This window comes from Pseudomonas sp. Tav-5-1A (assembly GCF_055755055.1).
In genome coordinates this window covers 897,662-915,219 of record NZ_CM146901.1, presented here as the reverse complement: position 1 = coordinate 915,219, position 17,558 = coordinate 897,662, and the positions used below count along the sequence as shown (strand labels likewise).

Genomic DNA, 17,558 nt, shown 5'->3' with positions numbered 1-17,558 from the left:
GCCCCTGTAAAAGGGGCTCCAGTAAAACTGGTTGCGGGAGCTGGATTTGAACCAACGACCTTCGGGTTATGAGCCCGACGAGCTACCAGACTGCTCCATCCCGCGACAAAGCTGGGGCAAAAGTATACGTCTGATACCCTTTTGGGTCAATCGCACACTTCCACCGACAAGAAAGCCCGCTGTTGCGGGCTCTCCTGAATAAATGGTACCGAGAAGGGGACTCGAACCCCTACACCCTATGGGCACAACCACCTCAAGGTTGCGTGTCTACCAATTCCACCACCTCGGCAATACTACGTTTGAAACCCTTTTACTTCTGCTCTTGAGCGGGAGGTACGTCAGTGGAATTCACATCAGTCTTTTGCTCTTGAAGCACCGGTACATCATCTGAGGCCGGCTTCTGCTTTGGCGCTTCAACTGCGGCCGGAGTGGGTAACCCTACTTGAGTCAGCTGGTGAGCCTTCTCTTTAGCAAAGTATCCTAACCCCAAGCTGGTTATGAAGAAACCTGCGGCAAGTATAGCAGTAAACTTACTAAGAAAGGTAGAGGAACCTTGGCTTCCGAACACAGTATTTGATGCACCTGCTCCGAAAGACGCGCCAGCGTCCGCACCTTTACCCTGCTGCAGCAAAACCAGGGCAACTACACCCAGGGCAGCCAGCAGATGAAACACGACTACGACTGTTTCCAGCATCTTCTCAGTTTCCCGCGGCGCGACAGATCGCACCGAACTCATCTGCATTCAAGGAGGCTCCACCAATGAGCCCCCCATCGATATCCGGCATGCCGAACAGCTCAGCCGCATTGGCCGCCTTCACGCTGCCGCCGTATAGAAGCCGCACACCTTGCGCGACTTCAGAATTCTCTGTTGCCAGTTGAGCACGAATGGCTGCGTGCACATCCTGCGCCTGCTCTGGCGTTGCCGTCAGACCAGTGCCGATGGCCCATACAGGCTCATAAGCGATCACTGCGTTGGCGAAGGCACCGATGCCCAGGGCATCAATGACACTGCTCAGCTGGCGCCCTACCACTTCCAGGGTCTTGCCGGCTTCGCGCTCTGCCAGGGTCTCGCCGATGCAGAGCACCGGAACCAGGCCACCTGCCTGAGCCGCCTCGAACTTGCGAACCAGCACTTCGTCCTGCTCGCCGATGATCTGGCGGCGTTCGGAGTGACCGATCAACACAAGCTTGCAACCGACATCAGCCAACTGAGTCGACGAAACCTCGCCGGTCAGGGCGCCTTGCCCGGTTTGCGTTGCGCAGTTCTGCGCACCTACTTCAATCGATGCACCTTGCAGGCCGTCGATCACTCGTTCGACGTGCAGGGCGGGTGGAAATACCACCACATCAACACCGCCAGGCAGGGCCTCATCTACAAGGCCCTTGAGCAGCTCAGCGACGCTGGCGCGGGTACCGTGCATTTTCCAGTTACCAGCTACCATAGGGCGACGCATGCTGTACCTCGTCGGTCAAAGTGGGCGCAGATGTTACCCAACGAAGCGACTACTGGCAAGCCGTATCAAGCGCAAACTTCACTAACGACCTTCGCGAGCTCTTCGGCATAGCCGTGCACGGTCTTTTCGTCGTCGCCTTCGACCATCACCCGCACCAGCGGCTCGGTGCCGGATTTGCGCAGCAACACGCGCCCGCGACCGGCCATGGCCTGGGTCACGCGCTCGCACGCCTGCTGTACCGAAGGGTGCTCGATGGGGTTCACGTCGCCACCGGCGAAGCGCACGTTGAGCAGCACCTGCGGGCACTTGCGCAGGCCATGGCGGGCGTGGGCCAGGGTTTCGTCACGACGCTTGAGCGACAACAGCACCTGCAGCGCGGCGATGATCGCGTCACCCGTGGTGGTGTGCTGGCAGCAGACGATGTGGCCGGAGTTCTCGCCACCCAGTTGCCATTCACGCTCCTTGAGCTCGGCCATCACGTAGCGGTCGCCGACGTTGGCGCGGGTGAACGGAATCGACAGCTCTTCCAGGGCCAGCTCCAGGCCCAGGTTGCTCATCAGCGTGCCGACCACGCCGCCATGCAGCTTGCCGCGCTCGTGCAGGTCGCGGGCGATGATGAACAGCAGCTCGTCACCGTCGACGATGGCGCCCGTGTGGTCGACCATCAGCACGCGGTCGCCGTCGCCGTCGAAGGCGATGCCCAGGTCGGCATGGCCGACCAACACGGCGGCCTGCAGGGCCTCCATGTGGGTGGAGCCGCAGTTGTCGTTGATGTTCAGGCCGTCAGGTGCTGCCGACAGCACGGTGACCTGGGCGCCCAGCTCGCGGAACACGTTGGGGGCAACCTTGTAGGTGGCACCGTGGGCGCAGTCGATCACCAGCTTCAGGCCGGCGAAGTCGGTGCTGGTGGGCACGCTGCTCTTGCAGAACTCGATGTAGCGGCCAGCGGCGTCGTTGATGCGCGACACCTTGCCCAGCTTGCTCGACTCGGCGACGGTCATCGGCGCGTCCAACAGTTCCTCGATCATCAACTCGATCTCGTCAGGCAACTTGGTGCCCTGGCCCGAGAAGAACTTGATGCCGTTGTCGTCATGGGGGTTGTGCGAGGCACTGATGACGATGCCGGCTTCGGCGTGGAAGGTGCGGGTCAGGTAGGCGATGGCCGGTGTCGGCATCGGGCCCAGCAGCATCACGTCGGCGCCAGCGGCCGACAAGCCGGCTTCCAGGGCCGATTCGAACATGTAGCCGGAGATGCGCGTGTCCTTGCCGACCAGTACGCGGCAGGCGCCCATCTTGCGGAAGGCCATGCCGGCGGCCCAGCCCAGCTTGAGCATGAAGTCAGGCGTAATGGGGTATTCCCCGACACGACCGCGGATGCCGTCGGTGCCAAAATATTTTCTGCTCATGTGTGCTCCGTCATTCTTATTCAGCGGTTTCTACCGCTGTGATCATGCGTACGACGTCGGCGGTTTCCGCCACATCGTGCACGCGAAGGATCCTTGCGCCCTTGAACATGGCCAGCGCTGCCAGCGCCAGGCTGCCGTAGAGGCGTTCAGACACCGGCCGGCCCAACGCCAGGCCCACGATGCTCTTGCGCGACACACCCACCAACAGGGGCCGCCCAAGGGCATCCAGGGCCTGCATGTGCTTGAACAGGCTGAGATTGTGCTCGTGGGTCTTGGCAAAGCCGAAGCCCGGGTCGAGGATGATGCGCTCGGCCGGGATACCCGCCGCCGCACAAGCCTGCATACGCTCGTCGAGGAACTGGGTCACCTCGCCCACCAGGTCGTGGTAGTGAGGGTCGTCCTGCATGTTGCCGGGCTCGCCCAGCATGTGCATCAGGCACACCGGCAGGCCGGTGGCGGCCGCGGCATCCAGGGCGCCGTCACGCTGCAGCGAGCGCACGTCGTTGATCAGCCCGGCACCTACCCGCGCCGTCTCGCGCATGACGGCAGGCGTGGAGGTGTCCACCGAGATGATCACGTCGATTTCCCGGGCGATGGCTTCCACCACCGGCGCCACGCGCTCCAGCTCTTCGAGCGGGGTGACCACGCGCGCACCGGGCCGGGTGGACTCGCCACCGACGTCGATCAGCGTGGCCCCGGCCTGCACCATGGCTTCGGCGTGGCGCAGGGCCACGTCGAGCTGGTTGAACCGGCCGCCGTCGGAGAAGGAATCGGGGGTGACATTGAGGATACCCATGACATGGGTACGGCTTAAATCAAGAACCCGGTTGCCGCAAGGCAACCGGGTTGGGTACTGCTGTGAAGTCATGTCAGGCCTTAGTGTTGAGCTGCAGGACCGCCGATCGGGCTCTCGGGACGGTCGTCCCGCGGCACTGGGGTGCCGGTAGAGCCTGAGCCGCCCGACCAGTCACGCGGTTCGCGCGGCGTGCGGCCAGCCATGATGTCGTCGATCTGATCGGCATCGATGGTCTCGTACTTCATCAAGGCGTCCGCCATGGCGTCCAGCTTGTCGCGGTTATCGGTGAGGATCTGCTTCGCCGTGCCGTAGCACTGGTCGATGATGCTGCGCACTTCCAGGTCGATCATCTTCGCGGTTTCACCCGAGACGCTGGAGTTGGCACCGCCGCCGCCACGACCCAGGAAGCCCTGGTCTTCGTCTTCGGCGTACAGCAATGGGCCCAGCTTCTCGGACAGGCCCCACTTGGTGACCATGTTCCGGGCAATCTGGCTGGCACGCATGATGTCGTTGGACGCGCCGGTGGTGACACCGTCGAAGCCCAGGGTCATTTCCTCGGCGATACGGCCGCCGTACAGCGAGCAGATCTGGCTGATCAGCGCACGCTTGGACAGGCTGTAGCGGTCTTCCTCGGGAAGGAACATGGTCACGCCAAGCGCGCGGCCACGGGGAATGATCGACACTTTGTAGACCGGGTCGTGCTCGGGCACGATACGGCCGACGATGGCGTGACCGGCTTCATGGTACGCAGTGTTCTGTTTCTCTTTCTCGGACATGACCATGGTCTTGCGCTCGGCGCCCATCATGATCTTGTCTTTCGCCAGCTCGAATTCCTTCATCTCGACGATGCGCTTGCCATTGCGGGCAGCGAACAGCGAGGCCTCGTTGACCAGGTTGGCGAGGTCCGCACCGGAGAAGCCTGGGGTACCACGGGCGATGACCGCCGGGTTGACGTCGTCACCCAGTGGCGCCTTGCGCATGTGTACCTTGAGGATCTGCTCGCGGCCGCGGATGTCCGGCAGGCCAACCACCACCTGGCGGTCGAAACGGCCTGGACGCAGCAGCGCGGGGTCGAGCACGTCCGGACGGTTGGTCGCGGCGATGACGATGATGCCGTCATTCATCTCGAAGCCGTCCATCTCCACCAGCAGCTGGTTGAGGGTCTGTTCACGCTCGTCGTGACCGCCACCCATGCCGGCGCCACGATGGCGACCCACGGCGTCGATCTCGTCGATGAAGATGATGCAGGGTGCGTGCTTCTTGGCCTGCTCGAACATGTCGCGCACACGGCTGGCACCGACACCCACGAACATTTCCACGAAGTCGGAACCGGAAATGGTGAAGAACGGCACCTTGGCTTCGCCCGCGATGGCCTTGGCCAGCAGGGTCTTACCGGTACCTGGAGGGCCGACCATCAGCACGCCGCGCGGGATACGACCGCCCAGGCGCTGGAACTTGCCCGGGTCGCGCAGGAACTCGACCAGCTCGCCCACTTCTTCCTTGGCTTCGTCGCAACCGGCGACGTCGGCCAACGTAGTCTTGACCTGGTCTTCGGACAGCAGGCGCGCCTTGCTCTTGCCGAAGCTCATCGGCCCGCCCTTGCCGCCCGCACCGCCCTGCATCTGGCGCATGAAGAACATGAACACCGCGATGATCACCAGGATCGGGAAGCTCGCCACCAGCAGTTGAGTCCAGATGCTCTGCTGCTCGGGCTGCTTGCCTTCGATGGCCACGTGGTTGTCGACCAGGTCGCCGATCAGGCCGTTGTCGGCAATGTTCGGACGAATGGTCTTGAAGCTGTCGCCATCATTGCGCTTGCCGGTGATGACCACGCCGTCAACGGTAATTTTCTCGACCTTGCCATCCTTGACCTGCTGGATGAAGTCGGAATAGTTGAGGGTCTGAGGCTCATTGGGGCTGGAGAAGTTGTTCATCACCGTCACCAGCACGGCCGCAATGATCAACCACAGGATCAGATTCTTTGCCATATCGTTCAATTCGCTACCCTCTGAAGCCTGCTACCCGCAACCCGCGCAGGCGTGCTTCGCATGATAATCACCGGCTTAACTTACTACATAACCTGTTTGTCTGCAGGTGCCGTCTGTAACCCTTTGTGAAAACTAGACTACACGATGTCGATCCCGGCCACGCAGTCCATCCGATTGGAAAAAACTATGGGCTACCTCGACACCTGCCCGGCGCAGGCCTTACTCGCCCTTGTAACCACGCCCCAGCATGTACTGTTCGCGGGAACGGTCACGCGAGGAGTCGGGCTTGAGCATGATCACCTTGTCGAACTTCTTGCGGGCGTCCTTGAGGTATTGATCGAACCCTTCGCCCTGGAAAATCTTGATCACGAAATCGCCGCCAGGCTTGAGCACGCGGGTCGCCAGGTCAAGCGCCAGCTCGCACAGGAACATCGCCTTGGGCATGTCCACTTCGGGCGTACCACTCATATTGGGGGCCATATCCGAAATCACAAGGTCCACGTGCGAATTACCCACGGCCTCGAGAATCTGCGCCAGCACTTCGTCCTCGGTGAAGTCACCCTGGATGAAGGTCACGTCCGGGATGCTGTCCATTTCCAGGATGTCGGAGGCGATGAGGCGGCCCTGGCCACCAATCAGACGACTGGTCACCTGCGACCAGCCACCGGGCGCTGCGCCCAGGTCGATCACGCTCATGCCGGGGCGGATCAGGCGGTACTTTTCCTGGATTTCAAGCAGTTTGTAGCTCGCTCGCGAGCGATAACCGTCCTTTTGCGCCTTTTTGACGTAAGGATCGTTGAAATGTTCTTTCAGCCAACCAAGGCTTGTCTTGGAACGCGCCATTGGGCACCTCGATGATAAGGGTCGTGATTAATTGGGCGGATCCACGGGCCCTCGGGTAAAATGGCCGCCATTTTTGCAAAATCCAAACTAAGGGTCAGATTATGCCGCTCACTAACGAGCAGAAGAAACAGTACAAATCCATTGGCCACGATCTGAAACCAGTTCTGATTGTGGCAGGCAATGGCCTGACTGAAGGAGTTCTGGAAGAACTCGAACGCGCACTCGTCGACCACGAATTGATCAAGGTCGAGATTCGCTCCGAAGATCGTGAAGCCCGTGCCGCGACCATTGCCGAGCTGTGCAAGGCTGGCCGCGCCGAGCTGGTGCAGACCATCGGCAAGAAAGCGCTGATCTATCGCCGCAACCCACAGCCGAACAAGCAGCTGTCGAACATCCATCGCTACAAGTGATGTTCGCGACGGTCAGTGGCGCGCCTGGCGCGCCCTGGCCGGCACCGGTTGCAACACCAGCGCCAGGCCGCAGAGGCCCAGCGCCAGGTAACAGAATATCTGCCACCGCAGCGGGTCGAGCGCCCCGACTGTCACTACGCCGTACAACGCGGCGGCCATCAGGGCCATGGACAGCAACTGTCCACGCGAGTCACGCCACAGGGCCGCAAAGCCCAGGCCACTGATCAGCACCAGCGCCTGCAATACCACACAGAACGCACAGAAACCCACCAGCAGCGCGGTCATTTGCGCGCCCACGTCCTGAATGAGCACCGGCGCCAACCCGATGTGGGTCAGCGCCGGCATCACGCCCAGTTGCAGGAACCACAGGCCGCCCACCCAGAGTACCTGGGCAAGCTGCCAGATGATCGCGCCCGCCATGAACGGGCGACGTTTTTCAAATGTGGCTGACTTCGACAATCTCGTACTCGATAACGCCGCCAGGCGTCTTGACCACCACCACGTCGCCTTCCTGCTTGGCAATCAGGGCGCGCGCGATCGGCGAGCCGACCGAGATCTTGCCCAGCTTGATGTCGGCTTCGTCTTCGCCAACGATCTGGTACTTGACCCGATCGTCGGTCTCGACGTTGGCGATCTCGACGGTAGTGCCGAAGATCACCTTGCCGGTAGGCTCGATGGTGGTGACGTCGATGACCACGGCGTTCTGCAGGCGGCCTTCGATGTCACGGATGCGCGCCTCGACCATTCCCTGCTGTTCGCGGGCAGCGTGGTACTCGGCGTTTTCCTTGAGGTCACCCAGTTCACGGGCAGTGCCGATGTCCTGGCTAAGCTTGGGGCGCACGACCTTGGTCAGGTGGGCATGCTCTTCCTCCAGGGCGCGAGCGCCCTGGACGGTCATGGGGTATTTATTCATGCATTCAATCCTGCGTGAAGATCCTGCAAGCGACGCACGGTCTTTTCCGGACCGAACTTCAACGCTTCGCAGATCGCTTCGCCAGCAGCAATGGTCGTGGTGCAGTAGATCTTGTGCTGCAGCGCGTTGCGACGGATGGAGTAGGAGTCAGCGATCGACTGACGGCCTTCGGTGGTGTTGATGATCAGGGTGACTTCGTCGTTCTTGATCATGTCGACCACGTGCGGGCGACCTTCGGTCACTTTGTTCACACGGCGTACTTTCAGGCCGGCTTCTTCGATGACGCGCGCGGTGCCAGCGGTGGCAACCACTTCGAAGCCCAGGGCGATCAGGTCGCGGGCAACGCCAGCCACCAGTGGCTTGTCGTCGTCACGCACGCTGATGAACGCGGTGCCGCCGGTAGGCAGCACTTCGCTGGCGCCCATCTGGGCCTTGGCGAAGGCTTCGCCGAAGGTGTCGCCGACACCCATGACTTCACCGGTGGACTTCATCTCTGGGCCCAGGATCGGGTCTACGCCAGGGAATTTGGCGAACGGGAAGACCGCCTCTTTCACGCTGTAGAAGTTAGGAATGATTTCCTTGGTGAAGCCCAGCTCTTTCAGGGTTTTGCCAGCCATCACGCGGGCAGCGATCATGGCCAGCGAAGTGCCGATGCACTTGGACACGAACGGTACGGTACGCGAGGCGCGCGGGTTGACTTCGATCACGTAGATCTTGTCGCCCTGCAGGGCCAGCTGCACGTTCATCAAGCCGACCACGCCCAGTTCCAGGGCCATCTTCTTGACCTGCTCGCGCACTTCGTCCTGCACGTGGGCAGGCAGCGAGTACGGTGGCAGCGAGCACGCGGAGTCACCGGAGTGAACACCAGCCTGCTCGATGTGCTGCATGATCGCGCCGATCACCACGTCGGTGCCGTCGCAGACCGCATCCACGTCCATCTCGATGGCGCAGTTGAGGAAGTGGTCCAGCAGCACCGGGCTGTCGTTGGACACTTGCACCGCTTCACGCAGGTAGCGTTTCAGCTCGTCCAGTTCGTAGACGATTTCCATCGCACGGCCGCCCAGTACGTAGGACGGGCGCACCACCAGCGGGTAGCCGATGGCGCCGGCAGCGCGGATGGCTTCTTCTTCGCTGCGCACAGTGGCGTTTGGCGGCTGCAGCAGGTTCAGGCGCTGGACCATCTGCTGGAAGCGCTCACGGTCTTCGGCGCGGTCGATGGCGTCAGGGCTGGTGCCGATGATCGGCACGCCGGCTTCTTCCAGGGCACGGGCCAGTTTCAGCGGGGTCTGGCCGCCGTACTGGACGATCACGCCTTTCGGCTTCTCGACGCGTACCACTTCCAGCACGTCTTCCAGGGTCAGCGGCTCGAAGTACAGGCGGTCGGAGGTGTCGTAGTCGGTGGACACGGTTTCCGGGTTGCAGTTGACCATGATGGTTTCGTAACCATCGGCACGCAGCGCCAGGGCCGCGTGTACGCAGCAGTAGTCGAACTCGATGCCTTGGCCGATACGGTTCGGGCCACCACCCAGGATCATGATCTTGTCGCGGGTCGACGGGTTGGCCTCGCACTCTTCCTCGTACGTGGAGTACAGGTAGGCGGTGTCGGTGGCGAACTCGGCGGCGCAGGTGTCAACGCGCTTGTAGACCGGGAAGATCTCCAGCTTGTGGCGGTGACGACGCAGGTTCTTGTCGGTAACACCCAGCAGCTTGGCCAGGCGCTGGTCCGAGAAGCCCTTGCGCTTGAGTTTCAGCATCAGGGCCTTGTCGATGTCGGCCAGGCCCAGGGTCTTGACGCGCTCTTCGTCCTTGATCAGGTCTTCGATCTGCACCAGGAACCAGTGGTCGATAGCGGTCAGGGCGAAGATTTCGTCGCAGGTCATGCCCGAACGGAAGGCGTCGGCCACGTACCAGATGCGCTCGGCGCCCGGCACGGTCAGTTCGCGCTTCAGGATGCTGTGGAACTCGGGGTTGCTTGGCTCGACTTTCGGGTCCAGGCCGCAAACACCCACTTCCAGGCCGCGCAGGGCTTTCTGCAGGGATTCCTGGAAGGTACGGCCGATGGCCATGACTTCACCCACGGATTTCATCTGGGTGGTCAGGCGGGCGTCGGCTTTCGGGAATTTCTCGAAGGCGAAGCGTGGCAGCTTGGTGACGACGTAGTCGATGGACGGCTCGAAAGACGCCGGGGTCTTGCCGCCGGTGATGTCGTTCTGCAGTTCGTCCAGGGTGTAGCCAACAGCCAGCTTGGCCGCGACCTTGGCGATCGGGAAGCCGGTGGCTTTCGAAGCCAGTGCCGAGGAACGCGATACGCGCGGGTTCATCTCGATCACGACCATGCGGCCAGTGTTCGGGCAGATACCGAACTGCACGTTCGAACCGCCGGTTTCCACGCCGATCTCGCGCAGCACCGCCAGGGAGGCGTTACGCAGGATCTGGTATTCCTTGTCGGTCAGGGTCTGTGCAGGGGCAACGGTGATCGAGTCACCGGTGTGCACGCCCATCGGGTCGAAGTTCTCGATGGAGCAGACGATGATGCAGTTGTCCTTTTTGTCGCGGACCACTTCCATCTCGTACTCTTTCCAACCGATCAGCGATTCGTCGATCAGCAGTTCCTTGGTCGGCGACAGGTCCAGGCCACGGGCGCAGATTTCTTCGAATTCTTCACGGTTGTAGGCGATGCCGCCACCGGTGCCGCCCATGGTGAACGATGGACGGATGATGCACGGGAAGCCCAGGGTCTCGAGGACCGCGTTGGCTTCTTCCATGGAGTGGGCGATGCCGGAACGCGGGCACGCCAGGCCGATGGACTTCATGGCCTTGTCGAAACGCGAACGGTCTTCAGCCTTGTCGATGGTGTCGGCGTTGGCACCGATCATTTCCACGCCGAACTTTTCCAGCACGCCTTCGCGTTCCAGGTCCAGGGCGCAGTTCAGGGCGGTCTGGCCACCCATGGTTGGCAGCACGGCGTCCGGACGCTCTTTCTCGATGATCTTGGCAACGGTCTGCCACTTGATCGGCTCGATGTAGGTGGCGTCGGCCATGTCCGGGTCGGTCATGATGGTGGCCGGGTTGGAGTTCACCAGGATGACGCGGTAGCCCTCTTCGCGCAGGGCCTTGCAGGCCTGGGCGCCGGAGTAGTCGAATTCACAGGCCTGGCCGATCACGATGGGGCCGGCGCCGAGAATCAGGATGCTTTTTAAGTCTGTACGTTTTGGCATGGTTGTCACTCAAATCCGCAGGTCAGTCGGCAGGCCCTCAGGCGAGCCGCCTTGAACATTCTTTGGCGGCGCCGGGCAGGCTGTCTCCGCTTGAAGCGGGGCCTGCACGGCGCGCGTTACGCTTCCAACAGCTTCACTCAGCGGCGCTGGGCCATGGCGTCGATGAAGCGGTCGAACAGCGGGGCCACGTCGTTCGGGCCTGGGCTGGCTTCAGGGTGGCCCTGGAAGCTGAACGCGCTCTTGTCGGTGCGCTCGATGCCCTGCAGGGTACCGTCGAACAGCGACTTGTGGATCGCCCGCACGTTGCTCGGCAGGGTCGCCTCGTCAACGGCAAAACCGTGGTTCTGGCTGGTGATCATCACAACGCCGGTGTCCAGGTCCTGGACCGGGTGGTTGGCACCGTGGTGGCCGTGGCCCATCTTCACGGTCTGGGCGCCGGAGGCCAGGGCCAGCAGCTGGTGGCCCAGGCAGATGCCGAAGACCGGGATCTCGGTTTCCAGCACTTCCTTGATGGCCTGGATAGCGTAGTCGCATGGCGCGGGGTCGCCCGGGCCGTTGGACAGGAACACGCCGTCAGGATTGAGGGCCAGCACGTCGGCGGCAGGGGTTTGCGCCGGCACCACGGTCAGGCGGCAACCGCGCTCTACCAGCATGCGCAGGATGTTCAGCTTGACGCCGTAGTCGTAGGCAACCACGTGGTACGGCAGTTCGCTGTCGGCGATTTCCGGGTGGCTGTCGGTGGCCAGGTTCCAGACGCTGGAGCGCCACTGGTAGGCTTGCTTGGTGGTCACTTCCTTGGCCAGGTCCATGCCCTTCAGGCCTGGGAAGGCGCGAGCGGCGGCGATGGCGGCTTCTTCGGAAATGTTGTCACCGGCCATGATGCAGCCGTTCTGGGCGCCTTTCTCACGCAGGATGCGGGTCAGGCGACGGGTGTCGATACCGGCGATGGCAACGACGTTGTTGGCCTTCAGGTATTCGTCCAGGGGCTGGGTGTTGCGCCAGTTGCTGGCAACCAGTGGTAGGTCACGGATGACCAGGCCGGCGGACCAGACGCGGTTCGACTCGGCGTCTTCGGCGGTGGTGCCGGTGTTGCCGATGTGCGGGTAGGTCAGGGTAACGATTTGCTGGGCATAGGAAGGATCGGTAAGGATTTCCTGATAGCCGGTCATTGCGGTGTTGAACACCACCTCACCGACAGTCTGGCCGTCGGCGCCAATGGCTTCACCGCGAAAAATGCTGCCATCAGCAAGGGCAAGTATGGCTGGCTTAGTCAAGAAGACCTCCCGTAAATAAAACCTGAAAGGGCGATCGCAGGTTGTAAAAAAGCGGAATGACGTATAGACACGTCACCCCGCTTCTTCATCGAATTATCTGCGCGCTTTTAGTGGACACACTAAAGCTGTAGCTTACAGAAAAATGATTTTTTTATCTACCGCCAATGAGCCTGAAAGGCAGAGGAATGCGACAAGGAATCGCGTGGCGGGGGTAAAACGGGGTCTGGAGCCGCAATTGTACGTGGGAGCAGGCCTGCCAGCGAGCTTTTTCGCCCCCGGCAATCCCATCGACCGCACCACGGTGCGGCGACGGGACGCAGCCCTTGTGGGAGCTGGCTTGCCAGCGAGCTGTTGATACCCCCAAAAACTCGCTGGCAAGCCAGCTCCCACAATTGATCAATGCAGGTCCAGCACATCCTGCATGTCGTACAGGCCAGCAGCCTTGCCATCCAGCCACAGGGCAGCGCGAACGGCGCCCTTGGCGAAGGTCATGCGGCTGGAGGCCTTGTGGGTGATCTCCAGGCGCTCGCCTTCGGCGGCGAACAGCACGGTGTGGTCGCCCACCACGTCACCGCCACGCACGGTGGCGAAGCCGATGGTGTCGCGCTCACGCACGCCGGTGTGGCCTTCACGGCCATAGACCGCCACCTTGGACAGGTCGCGCCCCAGGGCCTTGGCCACCACTTCACCCATGCTCACGGCCGTGCCCGAAGGCGCGTCGACCTTGTTGCGGTGGTGAGCCTCGATGATCTCGATGTCGGCCTCTTCGCCCATCACCCGCGCCGCCAGGTCCAGCAGCTTGAACGACAGGTTCACGCCGACGCTGAAGTTGGAAGCGAAGACGATCGGGATGTCCTTGCCCGCCTCCACCAGCAACTGCTTCTGCTCGGCATTCAGGCCGGTGGTGCCGATGACCATGGCCTTGCCTGCCTTGCGGCAGAAGGCCAGGTTCTTCAGCATCACGTCCGGCAGGGTGAAGTCGATGAGCACATCGAATTCATCCGCCACCTGCTCCAGGTTGCCGGTCAACTGCACGCCGATACGGCCCAGCGAGGCCAGCTCGCCGGCGTCGGCGCCAATCATCGTGCTGCCCGGGCGAACGATCGCCGCGGTCAGGCCGGTCAGCGGCGCGCGCTGCTGCACGGCCTCGACCAGGTTCTTGCCCATGCGCCCGGCAGCGCCCATCACCGCAATACGTCTCATGCCAGATTCCTTACAGATCGCCGAAGAAGCGCTTCACGCCTTCAAACCAGCCGCTGGCCTTGGGCGAATGCGAGCTGTCGCCTTCCAGGGTGGAGCGGAACTCTTCCAGCAGCTCGCGCTGACGGCGGCTGAGGTTGACCGGGGTTTCCACCGCCACGCGGCACATCAGGTCGCCAGCACCGCCGCCACGCACAGGGGCCACGCCCTTGCCACGCAGGCGGAACTGCTTGCCGGTCTGGGTGCCTTCGGGGATCTTCAGCTTCACGCGGCCGTCCAGGGTCGGCACTTCCAGCTCGCCACCCAGGGCAGCCTCGGTGTAGCTGATCGGTACTTCGCAGTACAGGTGCTTGCCGTCGCGCTGGAAGATGTCGTGCTCGCGCACGTTGATCACCACGTACAGGTCGCCGGTCGGGCCGCCCTGGGTGCCGGCCTCGCCTTCGCCCGACAGGCGGATGCGGTCACCGGTGTCGACGCCAGCCGGCACTTTCACCGACAGGGTCTTGTACTCTTCCACGCGGCCTTCGCCACGGCAGGATTCGCACGGGTCGGAAATGATCTTGCCCTGGCCATGGCAGCGCGGGCAGGTCTGCTGCACCGAGAAGAAGCCCTGCTGCATGCGCACCTGGCCGATACCGCCACAGGTTGGGCAGGTGACCGGCGCGGAGCCTTTCTTGGCGCCCGAGCCGTCGCACGGCTTGCAGTTGACCAGGGTCGGCACGCGAATGCTGACCGTGGTGCCGCGCACCGCTTCTTCCAGGTTCAGTTCCAGGGTGTAGCGCAGGTCGCTGCCGCGCTGGGCGCCGCCGCGAGAGCCGCCACGGCCGCCGCCACCGAAGAAGTCGCTGAATACGTCGCCGAAGATGTCGGAGAAGTTGGCACCGCCGCCGCCAAAGCCGCCACCGCCACCCATGCTTGGGTCGACACCGGCGTGGCCGTACTGGTCGTAGGCTGCGCGCTTGCTGGAGTCGGACAGCACTTCGTAGGCCTCGTTGGCCTCCTTGAACATGTCTTCCGACGCTTTGTCGCCCGGGTTACGGTCCGGGTGGTGCTTCATCGCCAGGCGGCGATAGGCCTTTTTCAGATCGGCTTCGCTGGAGCCGCGCTCGACCCCTAGAACCTCGTAATAGTCACGCTTTGACATAGTTCTATTGTCTCTTCAGGACGTCGGAGCGCACGAGGGCCTCCGACCGTGCCGACAGCATCCGAGTCAGTCGCATGCTGTAAAAATTCGTCTATTCCAGACACGCCAACGCGGGAGCAAGCCCCCGCGCGGCGACATCCTACCAGCGACTGCCAAAGGGCAGTCAACTGGCCGACAACAAGCAGTAATTACTTGTGGTCTTTGACTTCTTCGAACTCGGCGTCGACGACGTCGTCGTGCTTGCCGGCTTCTTCAGCAGGCTGGGCTGCCGCGCCTGCAGGCTGTTCGGCCTGCTCGGCGTACATCTTCTGGGCAACCGGCGCGCTGACTTTCGACAGCTCTTCGACCTTGGCGTCGATGGCAGCCTTGTCGTCGCCTTTGACAGCGGCTTCCAGGGCAACCACGGCCGCTTCGATAGCGGTTTTCTCTTCGGCGGTGACCTTGTCGCCCGCGTCGGTGACCATCTTGCGAGTCGAGTGCACCAGCGCGTCACCCTGGTTGCGGGCAGCGGCCAGTTCTTCGAACTTGCGGTCTTCTTCCGAGTTCGCTTCGGCGTCGCGGATCATCTGTTGAATTTCTTCATCAGACAGGCCCGAGTTGGCCTTGATCACGATCGACTGGGTCTTGCCGGTAGCCTTGTCTTTCGCGCCTACGTGCAGGATGCCGTTGGCGTCGATGTCGAAGGTCACCTCGATCTGTGGCACACCGCGTGGGGCTGGCGGGATCTCGGACAGGTCGAACTTGCCCAGCGACTTGTTCTGCGCGGCTTGCTTGCGCTCGCCCTGCAGCACGTGGATGGTCACGGCGCTCTGGTTGTCGTCGGCAGTCGAGAACACTTGCGATTTCTTGGTAGGAATCGTGGTGTTTTTCTCGATCAGCGCGGTCATCACGCCACCCATGGTTTCGATACCCAGGGTCAGCGGGCTGACGTCCAGCAGCAGTACGTCTTTCACGTCACCGGCCAGTACGGCGCCCTGGATGGCAGCACCCATGGCAACGGCTTCGTCAGGGTTTACGTCCTTGCGGGCTTCTTTACCGAAGAAGTCGGTAACGGCTTTCTGTACCAGCGGCATACGGGTCTGGCCGCCGACCAGGATCACGTCGTTGATCGAGCCAACGTCGATACCGGCGTCTTTCAGGGCAATGCGGCAAGGCTCGATGGTGCGCTGAACCAGGTCTTCAACCAGCGATTCCAGCTTGGCACGCGAGATTTTCACGTTCAGGTGCTTAGGACCGGTGGCGTCTGCAGTGATGTACGGCAGGTTGACGTCGGTCGACTGGCTGGAGGACAGCTCGATCTTGGCTTTTTCAGCGGCTTCTTTCAGACGCTGCATGGCCAGGGGGTCACCCTTCAGGTTCATGCCGGTTTCTTTCTTGAACTCGTCGACGAGGTAGTCGATCAGGCGGATGTCGAAGTCTTCGCCACCCAGGAAAGTGTCGCCGTTGGTAGCCAGTACTTCGAACTGGTGCTCGCCGTCGACTTCAGCGATCTCGATGACCGACACGTCGAAGGTACCGCCACCCAGGTCGTAGACGATCACGGTGTGGTCGCCCTTGGCCTTGTCCATGCCGTAGGCCAGTGCGGCTGCGGTTGGTTCGTTGATGATGCGTTTTACGTCGAGACCTGCGATGCGACCGGCATCCTTGGTGGCCTGGCGCTGGCTGTCGTTGAAGTAGGCAGGCACGGTGATGACCGCTTCAGTCACTGCCTCGCCGAGGTAATCTTCGGCGGTTTTCTTCATTTTCTTCAGGATTTCGGCGGAAATCTGTGGCGGAGCCATTTTCTGGCCGTTCACTTCCACCCAGGCGTCGCTGTTGTCAGCCTTGACGATCTTGTAAGGGACCATCTGGATGTCTTTCTGCACGACTTCTTCGTCGAAACGGCGGCCGATCAGGCGCTTTACCGCGTACAGGGTGTTGTGCGGGTTGGTGACGGCCTGGCGCTTGGCCGACTGGCCAACCAGGATTTCGCCGTCGTTGGCGTAGGCGATGATCGATGGGGTGGTACGAGCGCCTTCAGCGTTCTCGATGACCTTGGCCTTGCCGTTTTCCAGAATGGAGACGCAGGAGTTGGTGGTCCCCAGGTCGATGCCGATAATCTTGCCCATGTTAACTCTCCCGAAACTTTGGATTTGGATGCCGCAGCAGTAGTGGCTGTCTGCGGTAGCACTTAAACGCTTGACATCAAAATGGGGGCCCTTGGAGGAATTTCAAGGCCACCCATTAACAGAAGTTTCACGCCTGCTCGTCGATCGATGGCGACACCGGCGCCGGGGCCTTGCTGACCACGACCATGGCCGGGCGCAACAGGCGACCGTTGAGCTGGTAGCCCTTCTGGAACACTTTCAGCACGCTGTTTGGCTCGACGTCAGCGCTTTCCTGCATGGCCATGGCCTGGTGGTGCTCGGCGTTGAACGGCTGGCCGTGCGGGTCGATGGCTTCCAGGTTGTAGCGCTTGAGGGTGTCCTCGAACATCTTCAGCGTCAGCTGCATGCCTTCGCGCATCGGGCGCAGGGCTTCGTCATCGGCGCTGCTCAGTTCAACGCCACGTTCCAGGCTGTCCATGATCGGCAGCAGGTCGGAGGCAAATTTTTCCAGGGCGAACTTGTGCGCCTTTTCCACGTCCTGGTCGGCACGGCGACGCACGTTCTGCAGGTCGGCAGCCACGCGCAGCGACTGGTCCTGGGCGGCAGCCAGCTGCTCCTCGAGGGTTTTCACCCGCGCGGCGAGGTCTTCTGCGCCAGCTTCACCAGCCTGGTTTGCTTCGAGGTTCTGTTCGTCCAGAGTCTGTTCGTCAGCCATAAGGGTTCTCCTTTCAATTTCGTCTGCGAGCTCGACTCGCGCTTCTGCCCGCTATATGGGGTCGCAATTCTCAGCTTCAAGGGCCTTTGTGTTGCCGCGTGCACATTGGC

Annotated in this window: 15 protein-coding genes and 2 tRNA genes; 1 reads left to right on the top strand and 16 read right to left on the bottom strand. The window is 61.9% G+C overall.

Annotated elements, in window-relative coordinates:
• Positions 1-28 precede the first annotated feature (28 nt).
• The 8 genes from AC0J42_RS04230 to rlmE form a co-directional block, all read right to left on the bottom strand.
• Positions 29-105, bottom strand: a tRNA-Met gene (locus tag AC0J42_RS04230).
• Positions 106-203: 98 nt separating this feature from the next.
• Positions 204-289, bottom strand: a tRNA-Leu gene (locus tag AC0J42_RS04225).
• A 21-nt stretch (positions 290-310) separates the two neighbouring features.
• Positions 311-694, bottom strand: a complete 384-nt coding sequence (gene secG, locus AC0J42_RS04220) for a preprotein translocase subunit SecG (protein WP_416422405.1) — start codon at positions 692-694, stop codon at positions 311-313.
• Positions 695-698: 4 nt separating this feature from the next.
• Positions 699-1,454, bottom strand: a complete 756-nt coding sequence (gene tpiA, locus AC0J42_RS04215; RefSeq protein WP_473005338.1) for a triose-phosphate isomerase — start codon at positions 1,452-1,454, stop codon at positions 699-701.
• 65 nt (positions 1,455-1,519) lie between these two features.
• Positions 1,520-2,860 carry a phosphoglucosamine mutase gene (gene glmM, locus AC0J42_RS04210; RefSeq protein ID WP_473005337.1) on the bottom strand — a complete coding sequence of 447 codons (1,341 nt, stop codon included), beginning with the start codon at positions 2,858-2,860 and terminating at the stop codon, positions 1,520-1,522.
• 16 nt (positions 2,861-2,876) lie between these two features.
• Complete coding sequence (folP, locus tag AC0J42_RS04205) at positions 2,877-3,728, bottom strand: dihydropteroate synthase (RefSeq protein WP_473005336.1); 852 nt, start codon at positions 3,726-3,728, stop codon at positions 2,877-2,879.
• 8 nt (positions 3,729-3,736) lie between these two features.
• Positions 3,737-5,644, bottom strand: coding sequence for an ATP-dependent zinc metalloprotease FtsH (gene ftsH / locus AC0J42_RS04200; protein WP_416422401.1), 1,908 nt, complete (start codon positions 5,642-5,644; stop codon positions 3,737-3,739).
• A 219-nt stretch (positions 5,645-5,863) separates the two neighbouring features.
• Positions 5,864-6,487: a 23S rRNA (uridine(2552)-2'-O)-methyltransferase RlmE gene (gene rlmE, locus AC0J42_RS04195; RefSeq protein ID WP_416422400.1), complete on the bottom strand. Its 624-nt coding sequence runs from the start codon at positions 6,485-6,487 to the stop codon at positions 5,864-5,866.
• 101 nt (positions 6,488-6,588) lie between these two features.
• On the opposite strand from rlmE, the gene AC0J42_RS04190 reads away from it, so the two are divergent.
• A complete protein-coding gene (locus tag AC0J42_RS04190) occupies positions 6,589-6,897 on the top strand; it encodes a YhbY family RNA-binding protein (protein ID WP_416422399.1) in 309 nt (102 codons plus the stop codon).
• Between the two features lie 12 nt (positions 6,898-6,909).
• Here the strand turns inward: AC0J42_RS04190 and AC0J42_RS04185 are convergent, their stop codons facing one another.
• From AC0J42_RS04185 to grpE, 8 genes are all read right to left on the bottom strand, one after another.
• Positions 6,910-7,317 (bottom strand): MFS transporter, encoded by a 408-nt coding sequence (locus AC0J42_RS04185; RefSeq protein ID WP_416422398.1) that lies wholly within the window; start codon positions 7,315-7,317, stop codon positions 6,910-6,912.
• A gap of 16 nt (positions 7,318-7,333) precedes the next feature.
• A complete protein-coding gene (gene greA / locus AC0J42_RS04180; protein ID WP_473005335.1) occupies positions 7,334-7,810 on the bottom strand; it encodes a transcription elongation factor GreA in 477 nt (158 codons plus the stop codon).
• Positions 7,807-11,028 carry a carbamoyl-phosphate synthase large subunit gene (carB, locus tag AC0J42_RS04175; protein ID WP_027981870.1) on the bottom strand — a complete coding sequence of 1,074 codons (3,222 nt, stop codon included), beginning with the start codon at positions 11,026-11,028 and terminating at the stop codon, positions 7,807-7,809. Before carB ends, greA begins: the two co-directional genes overlap by 4 nt.
• A 137-nt stretch (positions 11,029-11,165) precedes the next feature.
• Positions 11,166-12,302, bottom strand: a complete 1,137-nt coding sequence (gene carA, locus AC0J42_RS04170; RefSeq protein ID WP_473005334.1) for a glutamine-hydrolyzing carbamoyl-phosphate synthase small subunit — start codon at positions 12,300-12,302, stop codon at positions 11,166-11,168.
• A 396-nt stretch (positions 12,303-12,698) separates the two neighbouring features.
• Positions 12,699-13,505, bottom strand: coding sequence for a 4-hydroxy-tetrahydrodipicolinate reductase (gene dapB / locus AC0J42_RS04165; protein ID WP_416422394.1), 807 nt, complete (start codon positions 13,503-13,505; stop codon positions 12,699-12,701).
• A 10-nt stretch (positions 13,506-13,515) separates the two neighbouring features.
• Positions 13,516-14,646, bottom strand: a complete 1,131-nt coding sequence (gene dnaJ / locus AC0J42_RS04160) for a molecular chaperone DnaJ (protein ID WP_416422393.1) — start codon at positions 14,644-14,646, stop codon at positions 13,516-13,518.
• A 188-nt stretch (positions 14,647-14,834) separates the two neighbouring features.
• Positions 14,835-16,754: a molecular chaperone DnaK gene (gene dnaK, locus AC0J42_RS04155; protein ID WP_416422392.1), complete on the bottom strand. Its 1,920-nt coding sequence runs from the start codon at positions 16,752-16,754 to the stop codon at positions 14,835-14,837.
• A gap of 127 nt (positions 16,755-16,881) precedes the next feature.
• Positions 16,882-17,448 (bottom strand): nucleotide exchange factor GrpE, encoded by a 567-nt coding sequence (gene grpE / locus AC0J42_RS04150; RefSeq protein ID WP_416422391.1) that lies wholly within the window; start codon positions 17,446-17,448, stop codon positions 16,882-16,884.
• Positions 17,449-17,558 lie beyond the last annotated feature (110 nt).

Excerpts from the sequence above, each read along its gene's own strand:
- secG (WP_416422405.1), bottom strand. The coding sequence starts at position 694 with ATGCTGGAAACAGTCGTAGTCGTGTTTCATCTGCTGGCTGCCCTGGGT.
- tpiA (WP_473005338.1), bottom strand. The coding sequence starts at position 1,454 with ATGCGTCGCCCTATGGTAGCTGGTAACTGGAAAATGCACGGTACCCGC.
- glmM (WP_473005337.1), bottom strand. The coding sequence starts at position 2,860 with ATGAGCAGAAAATATTTTGGCACCGACGGCATCCGCGGTCGTGTCGGG.
- folP (WP_473005336.1), bottom strand. The coding sequence starts at position 3,728 with ATGACTTCACAGCAGTACCCAACCCGGTTGCCTTGCGGCAACCGGGTT.
- ftsH (WP_416422401.1), bottom strand. The coding sequence starts at position 5,644 with ATGGCAAAGAATCTGATCCTGTGGTTGATCATTGCGGCCGTGCTGGTG.
- rlmE (WP_416422400.1), bottom strand. The coding sequence starts at position 6,487 with ATGGCGCGTTCCAAGACAAGCCTTGGTTGGCTGAAAGAACATTTCAAC.
- AC0J42_RS04190 (WP_416422399.1), top strand. The coding sequence starts at position 6,589 with ATGCCGCTCACTAACGAGCAGAAGAAACAGTACAAATCCATTGGCCAC.
- AC0J42_RS04185 (WP_416422398.1), bottom strand. The coding sequence starts at position 7,317 with ATGGCGGGCGCGATCATCTGGCAGCTTGCCCAGGTACTCTGGGTGGGC.
- greA (WP_473005335.1), bottom strand. The coding sequence starts at position 7,810 with ATGAATAAATACCCCATGACCGTCCAGGGCGCTCGCGCCCTGGAGGAA.
- carB (WP_027981870.1), bottom strand. The coding sequence starts at position 11,028 with ATGCCAAAACGTACAGACTTAAAAAGCATCCTGATTCTCGGCGCCGGC.
- dapB (WP_416422394.1), bottom strand. The coding sequence starts at position 13,505 with ATGAGACGTATTGCGGTGATGGGCGCTGCCGGGCGCATGGGCAAGAAC.
- dnaJ (WP_416422393.1), bottom strand. The coding sequence starts at position 14,646 with ATGTCAAAGCGTGACTATTACGAGGTTCTAGGGGTCGAGCGCGGCTCC.
- dnaK (WP_416422392.1), bottom strand. The coding sequence starts at position 16,754 with ATGGGCAAGATTATCGGCATCGACCTGGGGACCACCAACTCCTGCGTC.
- grpE (WP_416422391.1), bottom strand. The coding sequence starts at position 17,448 with ATGGCTGACGAACAGACTCTGGACGAACAGAACCTCGAAGCAAACCAG.